This is a genomic window from Candidatus Amarolinea aalborgensis, from assembly GCF_900491745.1.
GTDB classification, from domain to species: Bacteria; Chloroflexota; Anaerolineae; order SSC4; family Amarolineaceae; genus Amarolinea; species Amarolinea aalborgensis.
In genome coordinates, this window is sequence record NZ_UETR01000002.1 from 197,406 (window position 1) to 218,791 (window position 21,386).

Genomic DNA, 21,386 nt, shown 5'->3' on the forward strand with positions numbered 1-21,386 from the left:
AGAATCGGTCATGCCCATTGTGGGGCACTTGCGGGAATTGCGCGATCGGTTGATCAAGATCGTGGTCAGCCTGGTTGTAGGCACGGCGCTGGGCACGGTGTTTGCGCGGCGATTCCTGGAGATCCTGATTTCGCCGATGGGCGTCGCGCGACCGCAGGCGCTGCGCCCGGCCGAAAACATCATTGTCTATTTCAAGGTTGCGCTTGTCCTCGGCCTGGTGTTCGCCATGCCGGTTATCGTCTATCAGATTGTGGCTTTCGTCGTGCCTGGTCTAGAACCCGGTGAAAAGCGCGCGTTGACCATCGTCATTCCCGGCGCGACCTTGCTGTTCGCCATCGGCGTCGCGTTTTCTGCCTTCGTCATGCTTCCGTTTTCGCTGGATTACCTGGGCCGTTTTCTGAGCGATTTGATTCAGCCGCAGTATTCGATTGACTACTACATCTCGTTTGTTGCCAATTTCATCGTCTGGATCGGCCTCAGCTTCGAGACGCCGCTCATCATCGCCTTTTTTGCGCGCCTGGGCGTGGTCAGCCCCACGCAGTTGCGCCGCGGCCGGCGCTACGCGATTGTCATCTTAGCCGTCGTCGCCGCGGTCATCACACCCACGCCGGATCCGTTCAACATGACCCTGGTGATGCTGCCGCTCTACGCATTGTACGAATTCGGGATCATCCTCGCGCGCTTTTTCTATCGCCCTCGAACCACGTATTCAGGATAACAGAAAGCATGGTCGTTACCACGGGCAGCGCAGCGGCAACCTGGGGGGTCAGACCCTCGCCGTACTCAAAGCAGGCGCCGTTTACGGTCATGACCAGCGCCTCAGTTGGGTTGGCGTGATACAGGGCATGAGCACAGGCCAAGAGTGCAGCGGGCGTCAGGTGATGGGCAAAGGCAGGCGCCGACTCCGGGTCACGCAGCGCAGGTTGGCAGATCACTTGGCCGGGTGAATCGCCGTCACAGGCATCAATGAAAATGACCCGTGACGTGCGGCTGATCGGTTCAGCCAGCTCGGGCGTCAACTGGTGGCAAGCAACGACCTGAACACCGGGGATGTCCAGGTCGCTTGCCAGTTGCTGCGCCGCCGCCAGGCCGATACCATCATCGCGCCGCAGCGGGTTTCCGTAACCGATAATCAGCGCCGAAAGCCTCTCAGTCACGCCGCCGCTCATCCACGAGCGCACCGTCGGGGCCGAGCAGTTGAACATGCAGCGCCATGTGATCGAGCGCATGCGTCGAACAACTCAGGCACGGATCATAGGCTCGAATCACGGCTTCAACCCGATTGAGCATCCCCTCAGTCAGTTTTTGCCCCTGAACGAAACGCTGCGCGACTTGCAAGACCCCACGATTCATGGCCAGGTTGTTGTGGCCGGTTGCGATGATCAGATTCGCCCAGGTCAACAGGCCGTCGTCATCAATCCGGTAGTGATGAATCAACGTGCCGCGCGGCGCTTCGGAGACCCCAACGCCCTCGTGCGCGTTGGGCCCGCCGCTTGCGCGCACGTGGGGGCTAAGAATGTCTGGCTCGTTGAGCAGCTGCTCGATGCGTTCCAGGCTGTAGAGAATCTCGATCAGGCGCGCGTAATGGTAATGGAACGAGCTCCTCACCGGCCCGTTTTGCAGCTTGCGGAACTCTGCCAGCTCGCGGTCTGCACGCGGGGTGCCACAGCGATCGGCCAGGTTGAGGCGGGCTAACGGACCGACGCGATAAATGCCGGCGGGATAGCCCAAGGGCCGGTAGAACGGCGATTTCAGGTATGAGAACGGCTCGACTGCTTCGGCGATAAAGTCCTGGTAATCCGCCGGATTGACCATGTCGGCGATGCGTTGGCCGTTGGCATCCATGAACCGCAGCTTGCCATCATACTGCTCAAGCGTCCCATCGTCGCTCACCAGTCCCATGAACAGGGTGGGGAAGTTGGCAAAGACTGCTACTTCGTCGCTAAACCGTTCGAACGTGGGCTTGAACCAGGCCAGTGACCGCTCTGCGATTTCGATCATCTCCGGAAGGCCGGCCAAAATACGCTCGCGCGTTTCCGGCGCCAGGGGCGCATTGACGCCGCCGGGGACAACCCAGGCCGGGTGAATCCGTTTGCCGGCCAGCCACTCGATGATCTGCTGACCGAATTGACGCAGGCGGATGCCGTCGCGCCCCATGCCCGGGTTGACCTGCAGGAGGCCGACGATGTTGCGCACGGCTGGATCAGCATCCATACCCAGGACAAAATCGGGCGCGGAGAGGTGAAAAAAGCTGAGTGCGTGCGACTGCATATGCTGCGCCAGGTTGAGGATGCGACGCAAGGCCGCGGCCGTCGCCGGAATGCGCACGGCCATCAGCGCATCACAAGCCTTCGCCGAAGCCAGGAGGTGACTGATCGGGCAGATGCCGCAGATGCGCGCCATCAGACTAGGCATTTCATAGAAGGGGCGTCCCTCGCAGAACTTTTCGAACCCGCGCATCTGGGTCACATGAAACTGCGCGTCCTGCACATTCCCCTGGTCATCGAGCTGAATCGTAATCTTGGAATGGCCCTCGATGCGCGTGACGGGGTCAATCATGATTTGTCTTGGCATAAATGATCTCCTCAGAACTTGCGCACCCTCAGGCTCCGAACCTGGTCAGCGCGGACACGTCTGGCGTGCGGCCTTGCAATAACTCGGTCAGCACGGTGAAAATGGTGTCGGCAGACGGCGGACACCCAGGAATGAACACATCCACGGCGACCACGTGATGGATCGGAATGACCTTGGGCAGCAGCCGCGGGATCACCTGGTCTGGGATGAGCGGCCGATAACCGACGTTCTCGATGTAAGCCCGACGTAGAACCGCATCGGGTCCCCAGGCGTTGCGCATCGAGGGCACGTTGGATGTCACGGCGCAGTCGCCCAGCGAGATCAGGGTTGTGGTATGAGCGCGGATGTGCTTGATCTTCTCCAGGTCTTCCTCGCTGCTGACGGCGCCTTCCACGAGGGCGATATCAACATGGTCTGGGAAGACCTTCGTGTCAACGAGTGGACTGTAGACGATGTCCACCAGCTGCACCAGGGCGATCAAGCGTTCATCTATGTCCAGGAACGACATATGACAGCCCGAGCAGCCGTCGAGCCAGACAGTCGCGAAGGAAGGCTTGGTCATGATTGGCTCCGCTGGCGCTTCTGCACCAATTCTGAAATGAGGTCTGGGCGCTTGGTCATCTCTGCAACTGACTTCCCCTTTTCGAACAGCGCGCCGGTTGGGCAGACCTGGACGCACTTGCCGCAACTGGTGCAGGTAAGCGATTCACCCCACGGCCCGGCCAGGTCGGCGATCAGCAGCGTTGAGCTTCCCCGATCCCGAAGTCCCCAGGTGCTGGCGCCTTCGACCTCTGAACAAACACGGATGCAGCGCGTGCACAGGATGCAGCGATTGTGATCGAGGCCAAAGCGGGGATGAGAGTAATCAACGGGTAAAGGCGGGCAGGCATACACATAGGTGACATGGTCCATGCCGCAGCTTTGGGCCACGGCTTGTAGTTCGCAGTGACCGTTGGCCACGCACACCGCGCAGATGTGGTTGCGCTCAGAAAACAACAATTCCAAAACCATCTTGCGATACGCCGCCAGGGTGGGCGAGTGGGTCGTAATTTCCATGCCAGGTGTGACAGGGGTGACGCAGGCCGGAATGAGCTTATTCGAGCCTACCGTTTCTACCATACATAACCGGCAGGCGCCCACATCGCTCAGTCCCTCCAGGTGACATAAAGTTGGGATGGATATGCCATTGGACCGAGCGACAGTCAGGATGGATTCTCCAGCCCGCGCATGCGCCGGTTGCCCGTTGATCACAACGCCCGGGATGGTGCGCCCGGCGCCTGGATCGCTTGAGTTTGACGACATGGTGAAACTCCTCATCCAGTAAGAATACTGTCTTCTTGCTGTAACGATGCTAGATGTGTGAAATACTTCACTGGGATTGTAGCGGAATCACCCGTTGTCGCATATGAGATAAAACAGGTCGCGGCATGAATCCTGCATGTCAAAGAGGATTGATGGAGGTTGCGGACGAGGATTTTGCTAACAGATCCGTGGCAGTTGTTCGCCTGTGAGCATGTCCACGATGCGTTGCCCGCCAATGCGGGTGCGTAAGACGACGCGACCCGGATGGTCGGCCACGACTTCGCCGATCAAGGCCGCTTCGCGTCCCAATGGATGCGCCTGCAGCGCGGCCAGGACTGCCTCGGCCGCCTGACGCGCCACGATGACCAGGCATTTGCCCTCGTTTGCAACGTAGAGCGGATCCAGGCCCAGGATTTCGCACGCGCCGCGCACATCATCCCACACCGGAATCTTCGCTTCGTCCAGGCGAAGACCCAGGTTGGCCGCCTGGGCGATCTCATTGAGCGTGCTGGCGACGCCGCCGCGGGTCGGATCGCGCAAGACGTGCACGTGTTCACCGCCGACCGCCAGGGCCTGCGCAACCAGCTCGTGCAGCGGGGCTGAGTCGCTGGCCAGGGTGGTTTCAAACATGAGGCCTTCGCGCACCGACATGATCGCAATGCCATGCACGGCAATCGCGCCGCTGACCAGGATCAGGTCTCCTGGCTGCGCCCGCGTGGGCGCGACATGAATGCCGGCCGGAATCAATCCAATGCCGGTCGTGTTGATGTAGATGCCATCGCCCTTGCCGCGATCAACGACCTTCGTATCCCCGGTCACGATCGGAACGCCCACGTTTGATGCCGCGTGCTGCATGGATTGCACGTAGCGCCATAACTCTTCCATCGGCAGCCCTTCTTCGAGGATGAAGCCAGCCGCCAGGGCCAGGGGCTGCGCGCCGCACATAGCCAGGTCGTTAACCGTGCCATGCACCGCCAGCGAACCGATATCGCCGCCCGGAAAGACGCGCGGGCTGATCACGAAGGAATCGGTGGAGAAGGCCACGCGCGCGCCGTTGATCGGCAGCAGGGCGCCGTCGTGCAGCGTTTCGAGCGTCGTGTTGGCGAACGCGGGCACGAACATCCGCTCGATGAGCATTTGTGTCAGGCGCCCGCCGCCGCCATGCGCCAGCAGGATATGTGGGTAGTCGCTGATTGGGATCGGGCATTGCGGCCCGGCCATGAAGTTGATGGGTTTGTTCATTTTTCTCCTGCCTGGCCCACGGCTCGCCCGTACTGGTAATACGCGGCGCACGCGCCTTCCGCAGAGACCATCGGCGCACCCAGGGGGTGCTCCGGCGTGCAGCGTGCGCCGAAAACGCTGCATTGGTGCGGCTTCCGAAGGCCTTGCAGGATTTGTCCGGCGATGCACAGCGGCGATTCCTGCGCCGTGATGCTGCCAACCTCGAAGCGCAGCTCGGCATCGAAGCGGCTGTATTCGGGGCGCAGACGATAGCCGCTTTGCGGGATGACGCCGATGCCCCGCCAACCGCGATCGGTGACCTGGAAGACTCGTTTGACCAGCGTCTGCGCCGGCTCGTTTCCCTCGCGGCGCACGGCGCGCGCATACTGATTCTCGACGCCAAAACGCCCGGCCTCGAGCGCCATCACCGTCATCGCAATCCCGTGCAGCAAATCCAATGGCTCAAAGCCGGTGACCACGATCGGAACACGATATTTCTCCGCCAACGGCTCGTATTCCCAATAGCCCATCACGGCGCAGACATGCCCGGCGGCCAGGAAGCCCTCCACCAGGTTCGTGGGCGAGCCAAGGATGGCCGCCATCGCCGGCGGCACCAGGACATGCGAGCACAGGATGGTAAAATTGGTCAGGCCTAGCTGCGCGGCTTGCCAGACGGCCATGGCGTTGGCGGGCGCCGTGGTTTCGAAACCAACCGCGAAGAAAACGACCTGACGGTCCGGCTGCTTCTGCGCCACCTTGACGGCATCCAGGGGCGAATAAACCATGCGCACATCGCCGCCGCGCGCCTTCACGCTGAGCAGATCGTCGGTCGAACCGGGCACGCGCAGCATGTCGCCAAAGGATGTGAAGATTACCTCAGGCCGGCGCGCGATCGCAATGGCTCGATCAATCATCTCCAGGGGCGTCACGCAGACGGGGCAACCAGGGCCATGCACGAGGGTGATCGCCTCGGGTAAGAGGCGGTCAATCCCCGACTTGATCAGCGTATGCGTTTGTCCACCGCAGATCTCCATGATCGTCCAGGGCCGGGTCACGGCGCGCTGAATGGCGTGGAGGAACTTCTGCGCATCGGCCTCGCTGCGGTATTCATCAACAAAGCGCATCGGGCGCCTCCCCCTATTCCGGCTGCGGTATTCTCAACTCACCCAGCTCGTCCATCTCGCGCAAGTAAGCAAAAACTTGGCGGGCTTCGTCTTCATCCACCTTGCTGATGGCAAACCCAACATGGACGACGACATAATCGCCGATTTGGACATCGGGGACGTAGGCAAGGCAAACATCCTTGACAATGCCGGCAAAGTTGACCTTACCCATCGTCATTCCGAGAGGATCTGGCTCGATCGCTGTCACTTTACCGGGAACACCCAGACACATACATACCTCCTCACCGGAGACTTTTGCCGTCCGGCTGCCAGGTGCAAACCGTGCGGGGCTGTCAATGAACCACCCCCCAGGCCCCAATTGCTCTTCATCGCGTCGCGGGCGGCAGATGCAGCCCACCGTTCTTAGGCGGCGCTCGTTTTGGTCAGCTGCGCGGCCGCTACAGCCACCTGACCCAGGCTGATCCCGCCGTCGTTAGCGGGCGTCTGGCGATGCCGCAGCACCTCGAAACCGGCCCGGCGGAGGGCAGGCGCGGTTCGTTCGGTCAACAGGCGATTCTGGAAACAGCCACCCGTCAAGGCCACACGGTTTGTTCCCACGTGCTCAGCCACGGTCACGATCGCCCCGACGAGCGCTTGATGAAAGCGTGCAGCGATGATACCCCGATCTGTCCCACGGCGCAAGTCGGCCAGGATCGCTTCCAGCGTCGGCGACCAGTCAATCTGTTGTATAGGACGATCAGGGATGAGCGATGAAGGCAATTCAGCGTCGCGGTAGTGTGCTGAAACCGTAGTCAGCCGGATTGGATAGGCGTCGTGCACGTTCGGATTGGCTGCAAACTCCAACGCGAGCGCGGCCTCGCCCTCGTAACTCACGCGGGACCGAAGCCCGATCAGCGCGGCGATGCCGTCGAACAGGCGTCCCGCGCTGGTGGTGATGGGGGCATGCAGCCCTCGCTGCAGCATCTGACGCAGCAGCCGGCGCTCGCCAGGACGAAAGGCTTGCAGCGGGGCCAGGTCATCCATCTCAAACGCGGCGTCGCCGTAAAGTTCCCAGAGCAGCGCCAGGGCGACACGCGCTGGCTCCCGGATGGCGGCTTCCCCGCCGGGCAAGCGAAATGGGCGTAAAGAGGCCATGCGCGTGAAACCGGCTGCGTTGCCGAGCAGGAATTCACCGCCCCATATCGTGCCGTCTGCGCCATAGCCAGCGCCGTCCCACGTCACGCCGAGCGCCGGACCGTCCACCTGATTTTCGGCGAGGCACGCGGCCAGGTGCGCATGATGGTGCTGCACGGCGCACAGCCGCCCGCCGTGGGCGCGTGCCCACTGCGTGGAGAGGTAGTCAGGATGCAGATCGTGCGCAATGACCACCGGCTCGGCTTCGTAGAGGCGCAGGAAATCGGCGATCACGCGCTCGAAGGCATCCATGGCCTGAGGCGTCTCCAGGTCGCCGATGTGTTGACTGATGAAGACCTGGCGCCCGATGCTCAGGGCGACTGTATTCTTGAGATGGGCGCCGACGCCCAGGATCACCGGCAGCTCATGCTTGACCAGCACCGGCAGTGGGGCAAATCCCCGCGCCCGGCGCAGGAGTTGCGCCTGACCGTCCACCATCCAGGCCACGCTGTCGTCGGCATGACGGCTGATCGGCCGATCATGTACGAGGAAGAGATCAGCCACCGAGCCCAGGCGTTCGACCGCCTCGCGCTCGTCAATACAAATCGGTTCGTCGCTCAGGTTGCCGCTGGTGGCGACGAGGGGAAACTCGACCGCAGTCAGCAACAGGTGGTGTAACGGGGTGTAGGGCAGCATGAGGCCCAAGGTGGGGTGACCCGGCGCCACGCCTTCTGCAACCCCGGTTTCAGGCCGCCGCGGTAGCAGCACAATGGGCGCTTCGGGCGCCGTCAGCAGGCCTTCCGCTTCGGGTGACACCTCGCACAGCGCGCGCGCCTGCGCCAGGTTGCGCACCATCAGCGCCAGGGGTTTGGTCGGCCGCCGTTTGCGCTCCCGTAGACGGGCAACCGCAGCAGCGTCGCGTGCGTCCACCATCAGGTGAAAACCACCCAGTCCCTTGACGGCGACGATCTGATCGGCCGCCAGGGCTTCCGCCGCGGCGCATAGCGCGTCGTGGCCCGTTGCCAGGGTGACAATGGCAGGCGCAGGCGCGCTTGCGGCCTTCGCGGCCAGATTGATTTCTGCGCTGCCTGTGGCGCAACGCCACAGCGCGAGCTGCGGCCCGCACACCGGGCACGCGTTGGGCTGTGCGTGGAAGCGGCGGCTGCGAGGGTCTTCGTACTCGGCCTGGCAGCTTGGGCACATGATGAACCGCCGCATGGTCGTATGGGGGCGGTCGTAGGGGAGCGCTTCGATGATGGTGAAACGCGGCCCACAGTTGGTGCAGTTGGTGAACGGATAGGTGTAGCGCCGATCGTGGGGAGCGAACACCTCGGCCAGGCAGTCTGGGCAGGTGCTCATATCCGGCAAGATGAGCGCCGTCTTGGCGCCCAACGCATCGCTGTGGCGAATCTCGAAGCCGCTGTCGCCGTTGGTCGGCAGCCAACTGGAGGTCAGCGCATGGATGACAGCGAGCGGCGGGCGCTCGGCGGGCAGGCGCTGCAGAAAAGCGTGCAGTCTATCGCCAGGACCTTCGACCTCGATGAACACTCCACGCGTATCGTTCAGTACCCAACCGCAAAGCTGGAGTTCGGTCGCCAGCCGGTAAACAAAGGGGCGGAACCCGACGCCCTGCACCGCCCCGTGAATCTCGACGCGCAACCGGCCGGCGGCCACATCGCCTGGCTGCGCAGACGCGGCGGCTGCCATGTCCGGTTGTTGGGCGCGATCGGGCGTTGGATGGCGCTCAGCCAACATTCGGTTCCAGGGTTTGTGGCCCATTGATGAGCCAGGTGAGCCAGCCGTCCATCCCCTCGCCGGTGCGGCAGGAAAGGGTGAAGAAGGGCACGCCGGGGTTGACCATCTCGATCCCGCGGCGATAAGCATCCAGGTCGAACTCGAAGACCGCGGCCAGGTCGAACTTGTTCAGAATCACCACATCGGCGCTGGCGAACATGCCGGGGTATTTGTAAGGTTTATCATGGCCTTCAGGGGTGCTGCCGATCACCACGTTGACATGCGCGCCCAGGGCGAAGTTGGCCGGGCAAACGAGATTGCCCACGTTCTCGATGAAGAGCAGGCGCAACTCGCACAGAGGCAGGCGCGGCAACGCGTCCCGGATCATCGGCGCGTCCAGGTGACAGCCGCCTCCCGTGTTGATCTGCACCACGGGGATTCCATGAGCCGCGATCTTGTCGGCGTCAATGCTCGAGGCCAGGTCGCCCTCGATGACGCCGGGGCGGATGTCGGCTGGCAGTCGTGCGGCGGTCGCCAGGATCACGCTGGTTTTGCCGGCGCCTGGCGACGCCATGACATTCAGCACGCGCACCCCAACTTCGTCAAAGGCCGCCCGATTGGCGAGCGCGATGCTATCGTTTGCGCTCAGAATGTCTTGTGCGACAGAGATTTTCACGCGTCACCCACTTCGATGCTGTCAACCAGGAATGATTTGCCGCCTGTAACCTGCAAACGGGGGCTGTGGCAGGCTGGGCATTCAGTGAGCAAGGGGGGGCGCGCCCTGAACTGGTGGCCGCAATCCCCGCAGCGGGCGGTTGCGTGCTCACGACGGAAGCGCAGCACGGCGCCTTCAGCCAATGTGCCTTTGCTCAGAATATCGAAGTAAAACTGGACTGAATCGTCCACGATGCTGCTCAAATCGCCGATCACGAGGTCAATGGCCGTAATGGGCCGCGCGCCTGCGACTTCGGCGAGCTCAGTCGAGCCGCGCTGCGCAGTTTCAATAGCAATGTCGAGAATACCCTGTGTCACTGACAGCTCGTGCATGGTTGGCCTGTTGGAAAGAGTGGGCCGGGCCGGCAGCTCAACGCCAGGCGGCGACCCCGCAATGGCCCGCGCGATGCCGCTGTGACATCCCAGGCGCGCAGTTCTTGTACCACGCTTTGCACCGGATTGTCAAGCTGGCAGGCAGTAACGCAGCAGTTCCAACGCCTGATCATCGGACCAGGCACAACAAGATTTACGATATGGCGGATGCGGCGTTAGGTGCATTTTTGGTGTTCTACATGCAGGCGGCGTTCTGCGAGCGCCAACTCCTGTGGAGGCGTCTTCTGGCTCTGCTTGCGATAGGCGTGCAGATTGTTCTGAGGCCATGCTCGCCGGTTGCGTAAGGCACGATAGCTGCGGTGGCAGACACAAACGAAACGCCGCCAGCGGCGTAAGTCACATTCTGTCTCATCCCCGCTTCCCGCTCAGGCGCCTGATAGGAAGGATGGGCATTGTGTTCAGCGCTTCCTGGGTAAGTTACCCCGAACCGTCCCCTCTCTCGCCGAGCCCACAGCTGGCTCATTCCTTTTTGTTCTGCGCCGGTTTGGGACGGCGCCGCTTGGGCGTTTTGGCTTCCACCTGTGACAACGCCTCGGCATCCAGTAAGTCTTGGGGGCGTCCCGCGGCTCGTTTGGCCATGATGAGGTCGTCGCGTGCGATGAAAGCTACTTCTAGACCGTCGAAGTCCATGGTCATGCGTTTGGGCCAGGCTTCCTCGAAGGCTACGCCTGGGATGCCCATCAGGATGTCAACCCGTACGGGTGGTACACCCATCTGGTAGAAATAGCCTTCCTGGGCGAAATCGGCTGCGGACAAGTCCGCCAAAGGCGCGCCGAATTCGCGCAGCGCATCGTAGACGGCCTTGTCGTTTGCGGCGTCGGTGCTGATCCACAAATCCAGGTCTTTGGTGTAACGCGGTTCGGCTTACTGGATGAGGGCATAGCCGCCGATGACGAGATACCTAACCTGGTTGGCGTTGGAAAGACTCAATAGATCGCTGAAGTCGGAGTTGACGAACATCGCCGCCTCTGATCCTATGCGCATGTGCAATCAACTCCCAAGCGGCGTCAAAGCGCGCCTGGGATGGTTGGTCTTGCCAGAATTTCAGATCGAATGACCGATCAAGTTCTGCCAGTTTACCATGTCGTTCGACAAATCCCGTTCTCATCGCTGGCGTTAGTTCTTTGCCCGCAACTTGGGGAGCAGTAGGTTGGCTTATGATCTTTGAAGTTTGCCCAACAACGGCGTTTGCAAGGCCAGCGGCGCCGAGCTTGCCATTGCGCACACGATTGCGGCGGCCTGGGTTGGGTTGGCTTGGGTCTGTATAGGGTGTGATTTCGATTGCCATGGAGCTACTCTCTGGCTGCGCAGCGTGTGCACAGCGAGCCGCTGAGTGACCGTTGGTTGCGGGTGAGACCCACGGTGAGCCAGATGCCACCGGGGTAGTATGGTTATCTGCCTATATTATTGAGGGCGTTTACAGATTTGTCAAGTTGCCTCCCGTGGGCGGGCCGCCACGGATTACAGATTGGCCGATTGAAGAGGGCGGCGCCGCGCAGGGCCGCGCCAACGGCGGCGTCGTCCCGTCCTCCACGTGCTGATGTCTGTGCTCATGGGGCGCGCAAGAAGGTGAATGATTCGGTCAAGGTTGCGTACAGTCTCTGGAGTCTTTGGAACTCATCGAATCGTTCTGTCCACGGAAGGAAGGTGAACACATAGACACGATCATGGTGAATAACCACCAACTGGCGCAGAACATCATAGGAGTAAATGTTATCCAGCAAGATGGCATCCTCGCCGCCAATCTTCGCCTCGGTGCGGGTCACGGGGATCGTTGGATTCGCTCTGGCGGCTAACTCATCAGCGACATTGGCCAGAGTTCGCCCCCCCATGTCGCTGACTTCAAGCAGCCCGTCGGCGACATGGCACGTGCCGGGAACACCGTCCGTCTGCGCCAGTGTGAAGCAGATGGATCTGCCAAAAAGGACGACATGATATTCAGCGGGATAGCGAAGGGCATAGCCCTCATTCTCATTGGCAAGGAGCGATATGGCGCTCGCAGGCATGGCGGCCGGTGATGGGGGCGGTTGGGTGGGTGTCTCGGCGGGGATTGGGGTTGGTGGAATAGACGTTGCTGTATCGGCGGGGATTGGGGTTGGTGGGATAGGCGTTGCGGTTAGTGAAGTTGGAGTCGCCATTCCGCAGGCCGCAACGGTCATGGTCAGGCACAGTATGGCCGCGAGCGCGAATTTGGTGAACATTGTTTTCTCCGTCAGCGAAGATTTGGAGAATGCTGGGAGCGCCCAGCGAGCACACAGTCGGGGGGTTAGGTTGCTTTGGGTCTGCATGGCGTTACTCCCTCTTTGTCAATTTGCCCGCGGCAGCTCCTGGAGTGATCCATTTCTATGCTGTCTGGTTGACGCCAGTGTTTGGCGCGTGCGGGCGCTGAAGCATGGCTCGGCGCGCCGATAGCCGTGGAAAGAGTGTGATGGCTAATGGCGTTCGTCACGGTTCAGATCGGTTACCTGCCGCATTATGTACAGAAATCGGCAAAACTACCACGCTCGGAGTAGAATGATTCGAAGCAGTGCCATGACACAATAACTGGTGATTACGGTGGCAAATGAACTGTGCCAATGGCAGTACGGGACGTACTTGCGACACAGAAACGAATGAACCACGCAGAAAAAACGAGACCAGGTTCCATAGAATCCGGTCTCGTTTTTCGGCTGTGTACCCCCAGCAGGACTCGAACCTGCGCTTTTGGCTTCGGAGGCCAACGCTCTATCCTCTGAGCTATGGGGGCTGTACGAGCCAAGTTTAGCACACCTGCCTGCTTTTGGCAATCAGCACGCAGGTGCGCTGTCTTGGTCATTCCAAATAATCGCGCAATTGTCGGCTGCGGCAGGGATGGCGCAGCCGGTTGAGGGCCTGCGTCTCGATCTGGCGAATGCGCTCCCGCGTCAGTCCCATCTTGCGCCCGACTTCTTCAAGCGTGTAGGTGCGGCCGTTTTGCAGCCCGTAGCGCAGACGCAGGATGCGCGCCTCACGCGGCGGCAGCGTGGTGAGGAGCTGTTCCATGCGTTCACGCAGCATGGAGCCCATGACCATGTCGGCCGGCTGCGCGGACTCGGTGTCTTCGATCAAGGTGCCCAGCTCGCGCTCTTCATCCTCGCCCACCGGCTGCTCGAGCGACGTGGGGTGCCTGGACACCTTCAGCAGCCAACGCACACGATCGGGCGTGGTGTTGAGAATGCCGGCAATCTCTTCCGCAGTGCCGCTGCGCCCCAGCATCTGCTCCGTTTCTTGTAAGACCCGGTACAACTGCCGCACCTTGTCGCCCATATGCACGGGCAGGCGAATCGTGCGCCCCTGGTCTGCCACGGCGCGGCTGATGGCCTGGCGAATCCACCAGGTGGCATAGGTGCTAAACTTGAAGCCGCGATGATAATCGAACTTCTCCACGGCACGCATCAGGCCCAGGTTGCCTTCCTGGATCAGATCGAGAAACGGCACGCCCTGCCCCATGTAGCGTTTGGCAATGCTAATGACCAGGCGGGTGTTTGCTTGAATCAGGCGTGCGCGCGCCTGTTCTCCTTCATTGACCCGGTTGCGGAGCTGCCGGCGCTTGATGGCGGTCAGTGGTTCACTGCGGGAAAGCCGTTGATGAGCCATACGTCCCGACTCAACCGCACGCGCCAGGGTCATTTCCTCATCCGCGGTCAACAGCGGCTCTTTGCTCATCTCGCGAAAATAGAGGTCGGTGATGTCACCTGCGCCCAAATTGGTGAAAACCTCCGCGACCGTTGGACTGTGTTCGTTTTTCTCAATGGCATCCGGGTTACCGCCGATGCCTTCTAACGCCGCCAGGACCTCATCTTCTGTCTCATAAACCGGTAGATTCTCCTCCTGCAACTGCGCAAACAACGTTTCTAACTCCGGCACCTTGCTCTCTGCATTCGGCACCAAACTGAGAATATCGTCGTATGTCAAGTAACCTTGAGTTCGCGCTTGACTAATCAGCCTTGCCAATGTTTCCTCGATGATGCGCATCCTATCCTTCATGTCACCATCCTCGTACACCTACGTTCTGGCGGACATTCTGCTGGTGGGCGTTACCAACCGTTGGCCGCGCATCGCTACGAACTGGTCGAGCGGTTCCAAATCGTATAGGTATAAATAAAGACCTTACTTTCGGATGACTTGGCTGCCTCCTCCTTGACTCCACTGGCTGCGACCGGCACGGCGGTTGTGCGCTGCGCTGCCGACTGCGATGTCGGCCGTGCTCCTCCCACGGCCACCGGCGCGGTTGATACGGGTCTGGGAGCGTGCGTTCCTACACGCTCGCGCCGACGGTGGGGCGGCCCCTGCCTACCCTCTGACGGGGTCTCAGCACGGGGCGCCTGCTCTGCAGAATGGCCGGGCATCTGCTCCACGCGGCGCGGCGCCTTGTCACGCCGTGGTTCACTTGGACTTGCGCTCTCGTCCGCGCGACGGCCGGCGCGCTCAGGCGTCCTGTCTCGCCGTGATGGCCCACGCGGCGCGTTGGGTGGTTTACCCGTCATCCGTCATCTCCTCATCGCTTGTGGCCTTGCTTGGCGCTTCAATCCACTGCGGCGCCTGGCGCAAGCTCAATGAGATGCGCTCGTGTTCACGGTCAATGCCCAGAACCCGCATGGTGTATTCTTGACCACGCTGCACCACCTGGCGAGGATGCTCGATGTAATCATCGCTCAGTTCCGAGATGTGCACCAGGCCCTCGACGCCTGGCTCCACGGAGGCAAAGGCTCCGAAGCTGACCAGGTTCGTGACGCGTGCGGTGATGAGCTGACCCGCGTGATAGTGCGCCTCAATATCTCCCCACGGATTGGGCTGCGTACGTTTCAGGCTCAGGCCCACACGACCGCGTTCGCGCTCCACCCGGATCACTTCCATCGTCAGCTCTTGCCCGACCTTGACCACCTCACGCGGGTGTTTGATCCGTTTCCAGGTCAGCTCGCTCAAGTGAATCAGGCCATCGGCGCCGCCAATATCCACGAACACGCCGAAGCTGGTCATGCTGCGCACACGTCCGGTCACAACCTGGCCCACTTCAATCTGGCTCAGAATTCGATCGCGCTGCTTCTCGCGCCAGGCCCGTTCAGCCAGGCGTTCGGAGAGCACCAGGCGCCGTCGTTTGCGCTGCACCTCGATGATGCGCACTGGGATGGTCTTGCCCACCAGCTTACTCAACTCGGTCTGCTGCTGCTCGGTGTTCATCTCTGGTTGAATCATGCTGAGGTGCGAATTAGGGATGAACCCACGCAGGCGGCCAAACGTGGTGGTGACGCCGCCCAGGTTATAACCGGTCACTCGAGTCTCGAACACTTCTTGCGCGTCCAACAATTCTTGAGCGTGCGTCCAGTCTTCGTCGCCCACCCCCTCGTTGCTTGGCTCAGCGCCCGGTTCACCAGCTTGCTGCGGCACCACGGACACCGACTCGGTCAGCTCCATGCTGACGTCCGCCGCGCCCAGCGCGGCCAATGCCCAGACGGACGGCCGCCCTCGACGCCGTGCGCGAATGTCCAGCAGAGGCTGGTCAGGATCGGCGTTTGCCGTGACGGCCGCGTGCAGCGTTTGGGGCGCGACGCCTTCCAGCCCCCCATCCGCGCCAGACAACACAGCGGCTTCATCCGGCGCGGCCGTCGGTTCGGTCGTTGCGCTCGACCCATCCGGCTCCGCCGCCGGCGCTGGGCTGGACTCATCCGGCTCCGCGGCCGGCGCTGGGCTGGAATCATCCGGTGCGGCCGTCGGTTCGGTCGCTGCGCTCGACCCATCCGGCTCTGGCTCCAGGGCCGGATGGGCCTCTGGCGCCTCGCGGATCGTGTCGTTGTCCGCGACCGGCAGCCCACCGGTTTCTTCAGCTGGCGTTTCAACCAGTTCAGCCGGCGAGTCAGCCGCAAGCGCCGCGGACTCAGCGTCCGCCATCGCGCGGTCCGCGAAATCGTTCATGGTGGGCATAACCTCAGCGTCATCGGATGGTCCGGCGTCGCCGTTCGGTTCGATTTGGAAGTGATCTGAATTACTCATAACTGGTATGAGCTCCTTGCCGCCCTTGCAACATACCCTGTGCAGTGCTTCCCTGTTGACATATCATGTATACGTTTGCTGAAAACGTTTCAGCCACACCTGACGTCGGTAGTTGAATCGGGCGATGATGTACGATGCGTGTGGTTATATCACTGTAACGACAACCACGTTCAAATGCGGTCAGGGAGTAAGCTGCACCATTTTAGCATGAGTTGCAAAATATGTCAAGGGTTGCTGGTTTCGATACTTGGTTTACTGGCGCCTTAGCACGTTGCAGAATCGCGCAACTTGATGTATTATTCCTTGTGTAGTTTGTTTGGAAGGCGAAGCCCCTGGGAGAATACGAGGCGTAGTGGACTATTTTGTATCCAGAAGCGGCGCGCGGGTCACGGTGCGGCCCCTGACGAAGCGTGATGTGCCGTTGATGGTAGATCTTTTTTATCATCTCTCTGCCGATTCGTTGTATCACCGCTTCCACCTCTCGTTGGATCGTCTGAGCGAGGCAGAGGTGAAACTCCGCGCCCGCACCCTGGCGCAGGTGGACCAGGTGAATCAGGTGGCTTTGATCGCCCTGGTTGATGGCAAGCGCGGCGCGCAAACCGCCGTGGCCATTGCGCGGGCGCATCGTCTGCCTGGCAGCCTGGAGGCCGAGGCCGCGGTGGTTGTGCGCGATGATTTTCAAAACCAGGGAATTGGGCTGCAGCTGCTAAAGCGCCTGGTCAACGCGTCTGTGGCCGTGGGTATCACCACCTTCAAGGGCTATATCCAGGCCGAAAACAGGCACATGCTGCACCTTTTGAGTAAGATTGGTTTGCAGCATACCCAGGTCATCGAACATGCTGAGACCTATGTCTTGGTGCAGCTGCGCCCCGTGCCGTTGGATGGCAACGAAACGCCGGCCGCGGCCCAGGCGGTTGCGGTCATGTCACCATGAGGGAGAAGGATGAATGAAGCATAGGCTGGTCTTGATCGGATTTGGCACCGTGGGCCAGGGGTTGGCTGAAATCCTGCTCAAGCGTGAACTTGAGCTTGAAGCGGTCAGCGGCGTGCGCTTCGTGGTCGTGGCGGTTAGCGACCTGCTCAAGGGCAGCGTGTATCACCCTGACGGCCTTGATCTGGCCGAACTGCTCGATTTGGCGCGCACGGGACAGCGGCTGGATGCCTATGCTGATCGGTCTGGCGTTGTCAAGGGTTGGGACAGTCTGAGCACCATTGTCGCCGCGCAGGCAGACACAGTCGTGGAAGTGAGCTGGACCGACGTTCAGACAGGACAACCGGCCATCGCCCATGTCAAAGCGGCATTTGCCAGCGGCAAACATGCCGTTTTGACCAACAAAGGCCCGATCGCGCTGGCCTATCACGAGCTGCAGCAGGCCGCGGATGCGGCTGGCTGCCTGCTCCGGTTTGAAGGGACGGTGATGAGCGGTACGCCAGCCATTCGCCTGGGACGGCAGGCTTTGGCCGGCTGCCAGATCAGCGAGATCAAAGGAATTCTGAATGGCACCACGAACTACATCCTAACCAACATGGAGGCTGGCGTTGACTATGCCGCGGCGCTGGCCGAGGCGCAGCGTCTGGGCTACGCGGAAGCCGACCCGACTGCAGATGTCGAGGGCTTCGATGCCATGGCCAAGGTCGTCATCCTGGCCAATGTCATGATGGGCGCGCACGTCAGCCTGGGAACGGTCGTTCGACAAGGCATCACAGGCCTCAACCGGGCCGACATTGCAGCCGCCACAGAAGCTGGTGAACGTTGGAAGCTCATCGGCCATATCAAGCGGCAAGCCGATGGCGCAGTTTCGGTCAGTGTGCAGCCGATGCGTCTGCCGATCCAACATCCGCTGGCCGGGGTGAGCGGCGTAACGAATGCAATTACCTTTACTACCGACCTACTCGGCGATGTCACGCTGGTTGGGCCGGGCGCCGGTCGCTATGAGACCGGTTTTGCAGTTTTGAGTGATCTACTGGAAATAGCTCATGTGGGCAAGCCATAGCATGGCTCCACGTGAGCCACGTGACTAGACTGCGTAAGGAGAAGAGACAATGGCGTCATTCTTACCCAAAGGCCCGCTGCAAACCATTGAGCGCCACATTCTGGAGCAGCAGAAATTCTACCCTGAAGCGACCGGCACCTTAACCGGGCTTCTGTATGATTTGGCCCTGGCCGGCAAAATTATTTCCAGCCACATTCAGCGCGCGGGCCTGGCCGAGATTCTCGGCGCCACTGGCGATGAGAACGTGCAAGGGGAAGAGGTGCAGAAGCTCGATGAGTTTGCGCAGCGCACCATCTACCGCTTGAACGATCACACGGGGCGCCTCGCCTGCATGGGCTCCGAGGAAGAACCTGATATCATCCCAATCCCGGAGCGTTTCCCGCAAGGTAAGTATGTTTTGCTTTTCGACCCGCTTGACGGCTCCTCGAACATTGATTCCAACGTCAGCGTCGGCACCATCTTCTCTATCTACCGCCGTGTGACGACGGCAGGCCCCGGCACCCTGGAAGATGTTCTGCAAGCCGGCAGCCAGATCGTCGCCGCGGGCTACATCATCTATGGCTCCAGCACGATGCTTGTCTACAGCACAGGTTATGGCGTTCACGGTTTCACCCTGGATCCGATGATTGGCGAGTTCCTGCTCTCGCACCCAGACATTCGCATCCCTGAGAAACCAAAGTATTACAGCGTCAATCAGAGCAACGAAATCTACTGGTCTGATGGAGTGCAGCGCTTTACGCGCTATGTGCAGGGAATGGACAATGGGTTCAAGGGGCTTTCCGCGCGCTACATCGGCTCGATGGTGGCCGATTTCCATCGCAACCTGCTGCAGGGAGGCATCTTCTACTACCCGGCCGATTTGAAAGATCCCAAGAAGCCCTCGGGCAAATTACGGCTGCTCTATGAATGCGCGCCCCTGGCTTTCGTGGCTGAAAACGCGGGCGGTTACGCGTCCGATGGGCGCCAGCGCATTCTCGACATCCAGCCACAGGCGCTCCACCAACGTGTGCCGCTCTTTATCGGCAACCGCAGCCTGGTGGCCAAGGCTGAAGAATTCATTCGCACCTACGACCACGCGTAGGCTGATCTGGCAGAAACCCGGCTTCACTGAAAGGAAAGGCCGGGTTTTTTTTGCTCATCATCTGAGGAGACGCTGTGCACCCACATTTCAAAACGATTATCGAGCCGTTTCGGATCAAGACCGTCGAACCGATTCAGTTCACCACCTGGGAACATCGAGCCGCCAAGCTGGCCGCGGCGGGTTACAACCTGTTCTTGATTCGCGCCGAGGACGTCCTGATTGATCTGCTCACCGATTCAGGCACAGGCGCGATGTCGTCGTTTCAGTGGGCCGGTATGATGCAGGGTGATGAGAGCTACGCGGGCGCGCGTTCGTTCTACCGATTCGAGGCCGCGGTGCAGCGCATCACCGGCTTCAAGCACGTCATCCCCACGCACCAGGGCCGCGCGGCCGAGCGCATCCTTTTCGGCAATGTGTGTCGCCCTGGCGACGTCGTGCCCAACAACACCCATTTCGACACCACGCGCGCAAATGTGGAATACCGCGGCGCCCAGGCGCTTGATTTGCCTTGCGCCGAGGCTCATCACCCGGCCTTGATCGCGCCCTTCAAGGGCAACATGGATGTGGATGCGCTGGCGCGTACGCTGGAAACCACCCCGCACGACCGGGCGCCGATCGTCATGCTGACGATTACGAACAATTCGGGCGGCGGGCAGCCGGTCAGCATGGCGAACATTCGCGCCGTGAGCCAGGTTTGTCATGCCCACGGCGTACCGTTTTTCCTGGATGCCTGCCGGTTTGCGGAAAATGCCTTTTTCATCAAGGAGCGCGAGCCAGGTTACGCGGACAAACCGGCGCTGGCGATTGCGCAGGAGATGTTCTCGTATGCCGACGGCTGCACCATGAGCGCCAAGAAGGATGGCATGGCGAACATCGGCGGCTTCCTGGCTCTGAACGATGATGATCTGGCGCAGCGCTGCAAGAACACCTTGATCCTGACCGAAGGTTTCCCCACCTACGGCGGTTTGGCCGGCTATGATTTGGAGGCGATCGCAGTGGGGCTGGAAGAAGTGCTGCATGAGGATTATCTGCGCTACCGTCTGCGCTCCATTGCCTACCTGGGTGAGAAGCTGGATGCTGCCGGCGTTCCCTTCATGAAACCCACCGGCGGCCACGCGCTTTACCTGGATGCAGCCGCGCTCCTGCCGCACATCCCGGCCAACGAGTATCCGGCGCAGTCTCTCTCGGTGGCGCTCTATCAGGAAGGCGGCATTCGCAGTGTCGAGATTGGCACCGTGATGTTCGGTCGCGTCCACGCCGATGGCAGCGAGGAGCCGGCCGCGCTGGAACTGGTGCGTTTGGCTTTCCCGCGGCGGGTGTACACGCAGAGCCACGTGGACTATGTCGCGGAAGTGATCACGTACGTCGCGCGCATGAAAGAGACGCTTCGGGGGTACCGTATCACGTGGCAGCCGCCGCAGCTGCGCCATTTCTCGGCTCAGTTCGAACCGTTGGGCCGCACGGTGTAAACAATCTGTCCTTCTTCGACCTGTACGTCTTCGACGTAGTAACTGGCCGTGCTGGCGGTCATGACCCGCTCCAGCAGCCCCGGCACGGCCGCGGTCAGCAGGTTGTTCGGCTCGACGCTCTCTGTGTTGAAGTGCACCACGCCATCGGTCGCGGTCAAGGTTCCCACTACTTTGAGCGGACCCAGGCTCAACAGGCCAAAGCGCACGCTGTCCACGGTCAGAATCACCTTGCCGCCGGTAAATTTGGCATTGAAGTTCTCCGTTTGGACCTGCCGCTGCACCTCGTCGCTGTTGACCGCGGCCTCCAGGTCTTCTTCGGTCACGATGAACTGACGGCTCTGGTCGGCGTCTGCCGGTGACGGGGTGGCCGCGGCCTGCGGCGTGGGCGTGGCCTGGGCCAACGTTGGCAGCGGCCGCGGCGTAGGCGTACCTGTAGGCGCCAACGGCGTTACAGCGTCCGACGGAGATGATGTCGGCAGGTCAGCAGCCCGGCGACCAGGCAGCGCGCCACAAGCAAGGACAAAAAGCATGACGACCAGCGTCAGCAAAAATACACTCAGACGATTTCTCACAAACTGAATCCTCGTTTCACAGGTATCACGCACGACATGGCGTCTGCACGGCATTGCAGACGTTGCGATGTGGCCGATCGTTCCGG

The 21,386-nt window shown here is 61.0% G+C and carries 20 protein-coding genes and 1 tRNA gene; 5 read left to right on the forward strand and 16 right to left on the reverse strand.

Annotation, left to right across the window (positions count from 1 at the left end):
- Positions 1 to 10: 10 nt before the first annotated feature.
- Positions 11 to 718 carry a twin-arginine translocase subunit TatC gene (tatC, locus tag ACPQ6D_RS03630; protein WP_423222932.1) on the forward strand — a complete coding sequence of 236 codons (708 nt, stop codon included), beginning with the start codon at positions 11 to 13 and terminating at the stop codon, positions 716 to 718.
- Here the strand turns inward: tatC and ACPQ6D_RS03635 are convergent.
- From ACPQ6D_RS03635 to ACPQ6D_RS03705, 15 genes are all read right to left on the reverse strand, one after another.
- Complete coding sequence (locus ACPQ6D_RS03635; protein ID WP_423222933.1) at positions 669 to 1,157, reverse strand: hydrogenase maturation protease; 489 nt, start codon at positions 1,155 to 1,157, stop codon at positions 669 to 671. The genes tatC and ACPQ6D_RS03635 overlap by 50 nt on opposite strands.
- A complete protein-coding gene (locus tag ACPQ6D_RS03640; RefSeq protein ID WP_423222934.1) occupies positions 1,150 to 2,574 on the reverse strand; it encodes a Ni/Fe hydrogenase subunit alpha in 1,425 nt (474 codons plus the stop codon). Before ACPQ6D_RS03640 ends, ACPQ6D_RS03635 begins: the two co-directional genes overlap by 8 nt.
- 28 nt (positions 2,575 to 2,602) lie before the next feature.
- Positions 2,603 to 3,136 (reverse strand): NADH-quinone oxidoreductase subunit B family protein, encoded by a 534-nt coding sequence (locus ACPQ6D_RS03645; RefSeq protein WP_423222935.1) that lies wholly within the window; start codon positions 3,134 to 3,136, stop codon positions 2,603 to 2,605.
- Positions 3,133 to 3,876, reverse strand: coding sequence for a bidirectional hydrogenase complex protein HoxU (gene hoxU / locus ACPQ6D_RS03650; RefSeq protein WP_423222936.1), 744 nt, complete (start codon positions 3,874 to 3,876; stop codon positions 3,133 to 3,135). Before hoxU ends, ACPQ6D_RS03645 begins: the two co-directional genes overlap by 4 nt.
- Before the next feature lie 177 nt (positions 3,877 to 4,053).
- Positions 4,054 to 5,118, reverse strand: coding sequence for a hydrogenase expression/formation protein HypE (gene hypE / locus ACPQ6D_RS03655; RefSeq protein ID WP_423222937.1), 1,065 nt, complete (start codon positions 5,116 to 5,118; stop codon positions 4,054 to 4,056).
- Entirely contained in the window at positions 5,115 to 6,221 is a 1,107-nt protein-coding gene (gene hypD / locus ACPQ6D_RS03660) for a hydrogenase formation protein HypD (RefSeq protein ID WP_423222938.1), read from the reverse strand. Before hypD ends, hypE begins: the two co-directional genes overlap by 4 nt.
- Positions 6,222 to 6,234: 13 nt before the next feature.
- Complete coding sequence (locus ACPQ6D_RS03665) at positions 6,235 to 6,492, reverse strand: HypC/HybG/HupF family hydrogenase formation chaperone (protein WP_423222939.1); 258 nt, start codon at positions 6,490 to 6,492, stop codon at positions 6,235 to 6,237.
- 131 nt (positions 6,493 to 6,623) lie between these two features.
- On the reverse strand, positions 6,624 to 9,089 hold the full coding sequence (gene hypF / locus ACPQ6D_RS03670; protein WP_423222940.1) for a carbamoyltransferase HypF: 2,466 nt from the start codon (positions 9,087 to 9,089) through the stop codon (positions 6,624 to 6,626).
- Entirely contained in the window at positions 9,079 to 9,744 is a 666-nt protein-coding gene (hypB, locus tag ACPQ6D_RS03675) for a hydrogenase nickel incorporation protein HypB (RefSeq protein WP_423222941.1), read from the reverse strand. The genes hypF and hypB overlap by 11 nt, the downstream gene beginning before the upstream one ends.
- Positions 9,741 to 10,115 carry a hydrogenase maturation nickel metallochaperone HypA gene (gene hypA / locus ACPQ6D_RS03680; protein WP_423222942.1) on the reverse strand — a complete coding sequence of 125 codons (375 nt, stop codon included), beginning with the start codon at positions 10,113 to 10,115 and terminating at the stop codon, positions 9,741 to 9,743. The genes hypB and hypA overlap by 4 nt, the downstream gene beginning before the upstream one ends.
- A 519-nt stretch (positions 10,116 to 10,634) precedes the next feature.
- Complete coding sequence (locus tag ACPQ6D_RS03685; protein ID WP_423222943.1) at positions 10,635 to 11,009, reverse strand: hypothetical protein; 375 nt, start codon at positions 11,007 to 11,009, stop codon at positions 10,635 to 10,637.
- A gap of 716 nt (positions 11,010 to 11,725) precedes the next feature.
- A complete protein-coding gene (locus ACPQ6D_RS03690; RefSeq protein WP_423222944.1) occupies positions 11,726 to 12,463 on the reverse strand; it encodes a hypothetical protein in 738 nt (245 codons plus the stop codon).
- A gap of 386 nt (positions 12,464 to 12,849) precedes the next feature.
- Positions 12,850 to 12,921 (reverse strand) — tRNA-Arg (locus tag ACPQ6D_RS03695).
- Positions 12,922 to 12,986: 65 nt separating this feature from the next.
- Entirely contained in the window at positions 12,987 to 14,180 is a 1,194-nt protein-coding gene (locus ACPQ6D_RS03700; RefSeq protein WP_423222945.1) for a sigma-70 family RNA polymerase sigma factor, read from the reverse strand.
- A 489-nt stretch (positions 14,181 to 14,669) separates the two neighbouring features.
- Entirely contained in the window at positions 14,670 to 16,184 is a 1,515-nt protein-coding gene (locus ACPQ6D_RS03705; protein ID WP_423222946.1) for a 30S ribosomal protein S1, read from the reverse strand.
- Positions 16,185 to 16,536: 352 nt separating this feature from the next.
- On the opposite strand from ACPQ6D_RS03705, the gene ACPQ6D_RS03710 reads away from it, so the two are divergent.
- From ACPQ6D_RS03710 to ACPQ6D_RS03725, 4 genes are all read left to right on the forward strand, one after another.
- Positions 16,537 to 17,118, forward strand: coding sequence for a GNAT family N-acetyltransferase (locus ACPQ6D_RS03710; protein WP_423222947.1), 582 nt, complete (start codon positions 16,537 to 16,539; stop codon positions 17,116 to 17,118).
- A 13-nt stretch (positions 17,119 to 17,131) separates the two neighbouring features.
- Positions 17,132 to 18,178 carry a homoserine dehydrogenase gene (locus ACPQ6D_RS03715; RefSeq protein ID WP_423222948.1) on the forward strand — a complete coding sequence of 349 codons (1,047 nt, stop codon included), beginning with the start codon at positions 17,132 to 17,134 and terminating at the stop codon, positions 18,176 to 18,178.
- Positions 18,179 to 18,227: 49 nt separating this feature from the next.
- The gene (gene fbp / locus ACPQ6D_RS03720; RefSeq protein WP_423222949.1) at positions 18,228 to 19,259 is read left to right on the forward strand and encodes a class 1 fructose-bisphosphatase; all 1,032 of its coding nucleotides are present in this window, start codon (positions 18,228 to 18,230) and stop codon (positions 19,257 to 19,259) included.
- A gap of 74 nt (positions 19,260 to 19,333) precedes the next feature.
- Positions 19,334 to 20,728 carry a tryptophanase gene (locus tag ACPQ6D_RS03725; protein ID WP_423222950.1) on the forward strand — a complete coding sequence of 465 codons (1,395 nt, stop codon included), beginning with the start codon at positions 19,334 to 19,336 and terminating at the stop codon, positions 20,726 to 20,728.
- Here the strand turns inward: ACPQ6D_RS03725 and ACPQ6D_RS03730 are convergent.
- Positions 20,698 to 21,300 carry a hypothetical protein gene (locus tag ACPQ6D_RS03730; RefSeq protein ID WP_423222951.1) on the reverse strand — a complete coding sequence of 201 codons (603 nt, stop codon included), beginning with the start codon at positions 21,298 to 21,300 and terminating at the stop codon, positions 20,698 to 20,700. The genes ACPQ6D_RS03725 and ACPQ6D_RS03730 overlap by 31 nt on opposite strands.
- Between the last annotated feature and the right edge of the window lie 86 nt (positions 21,301 to 21,386).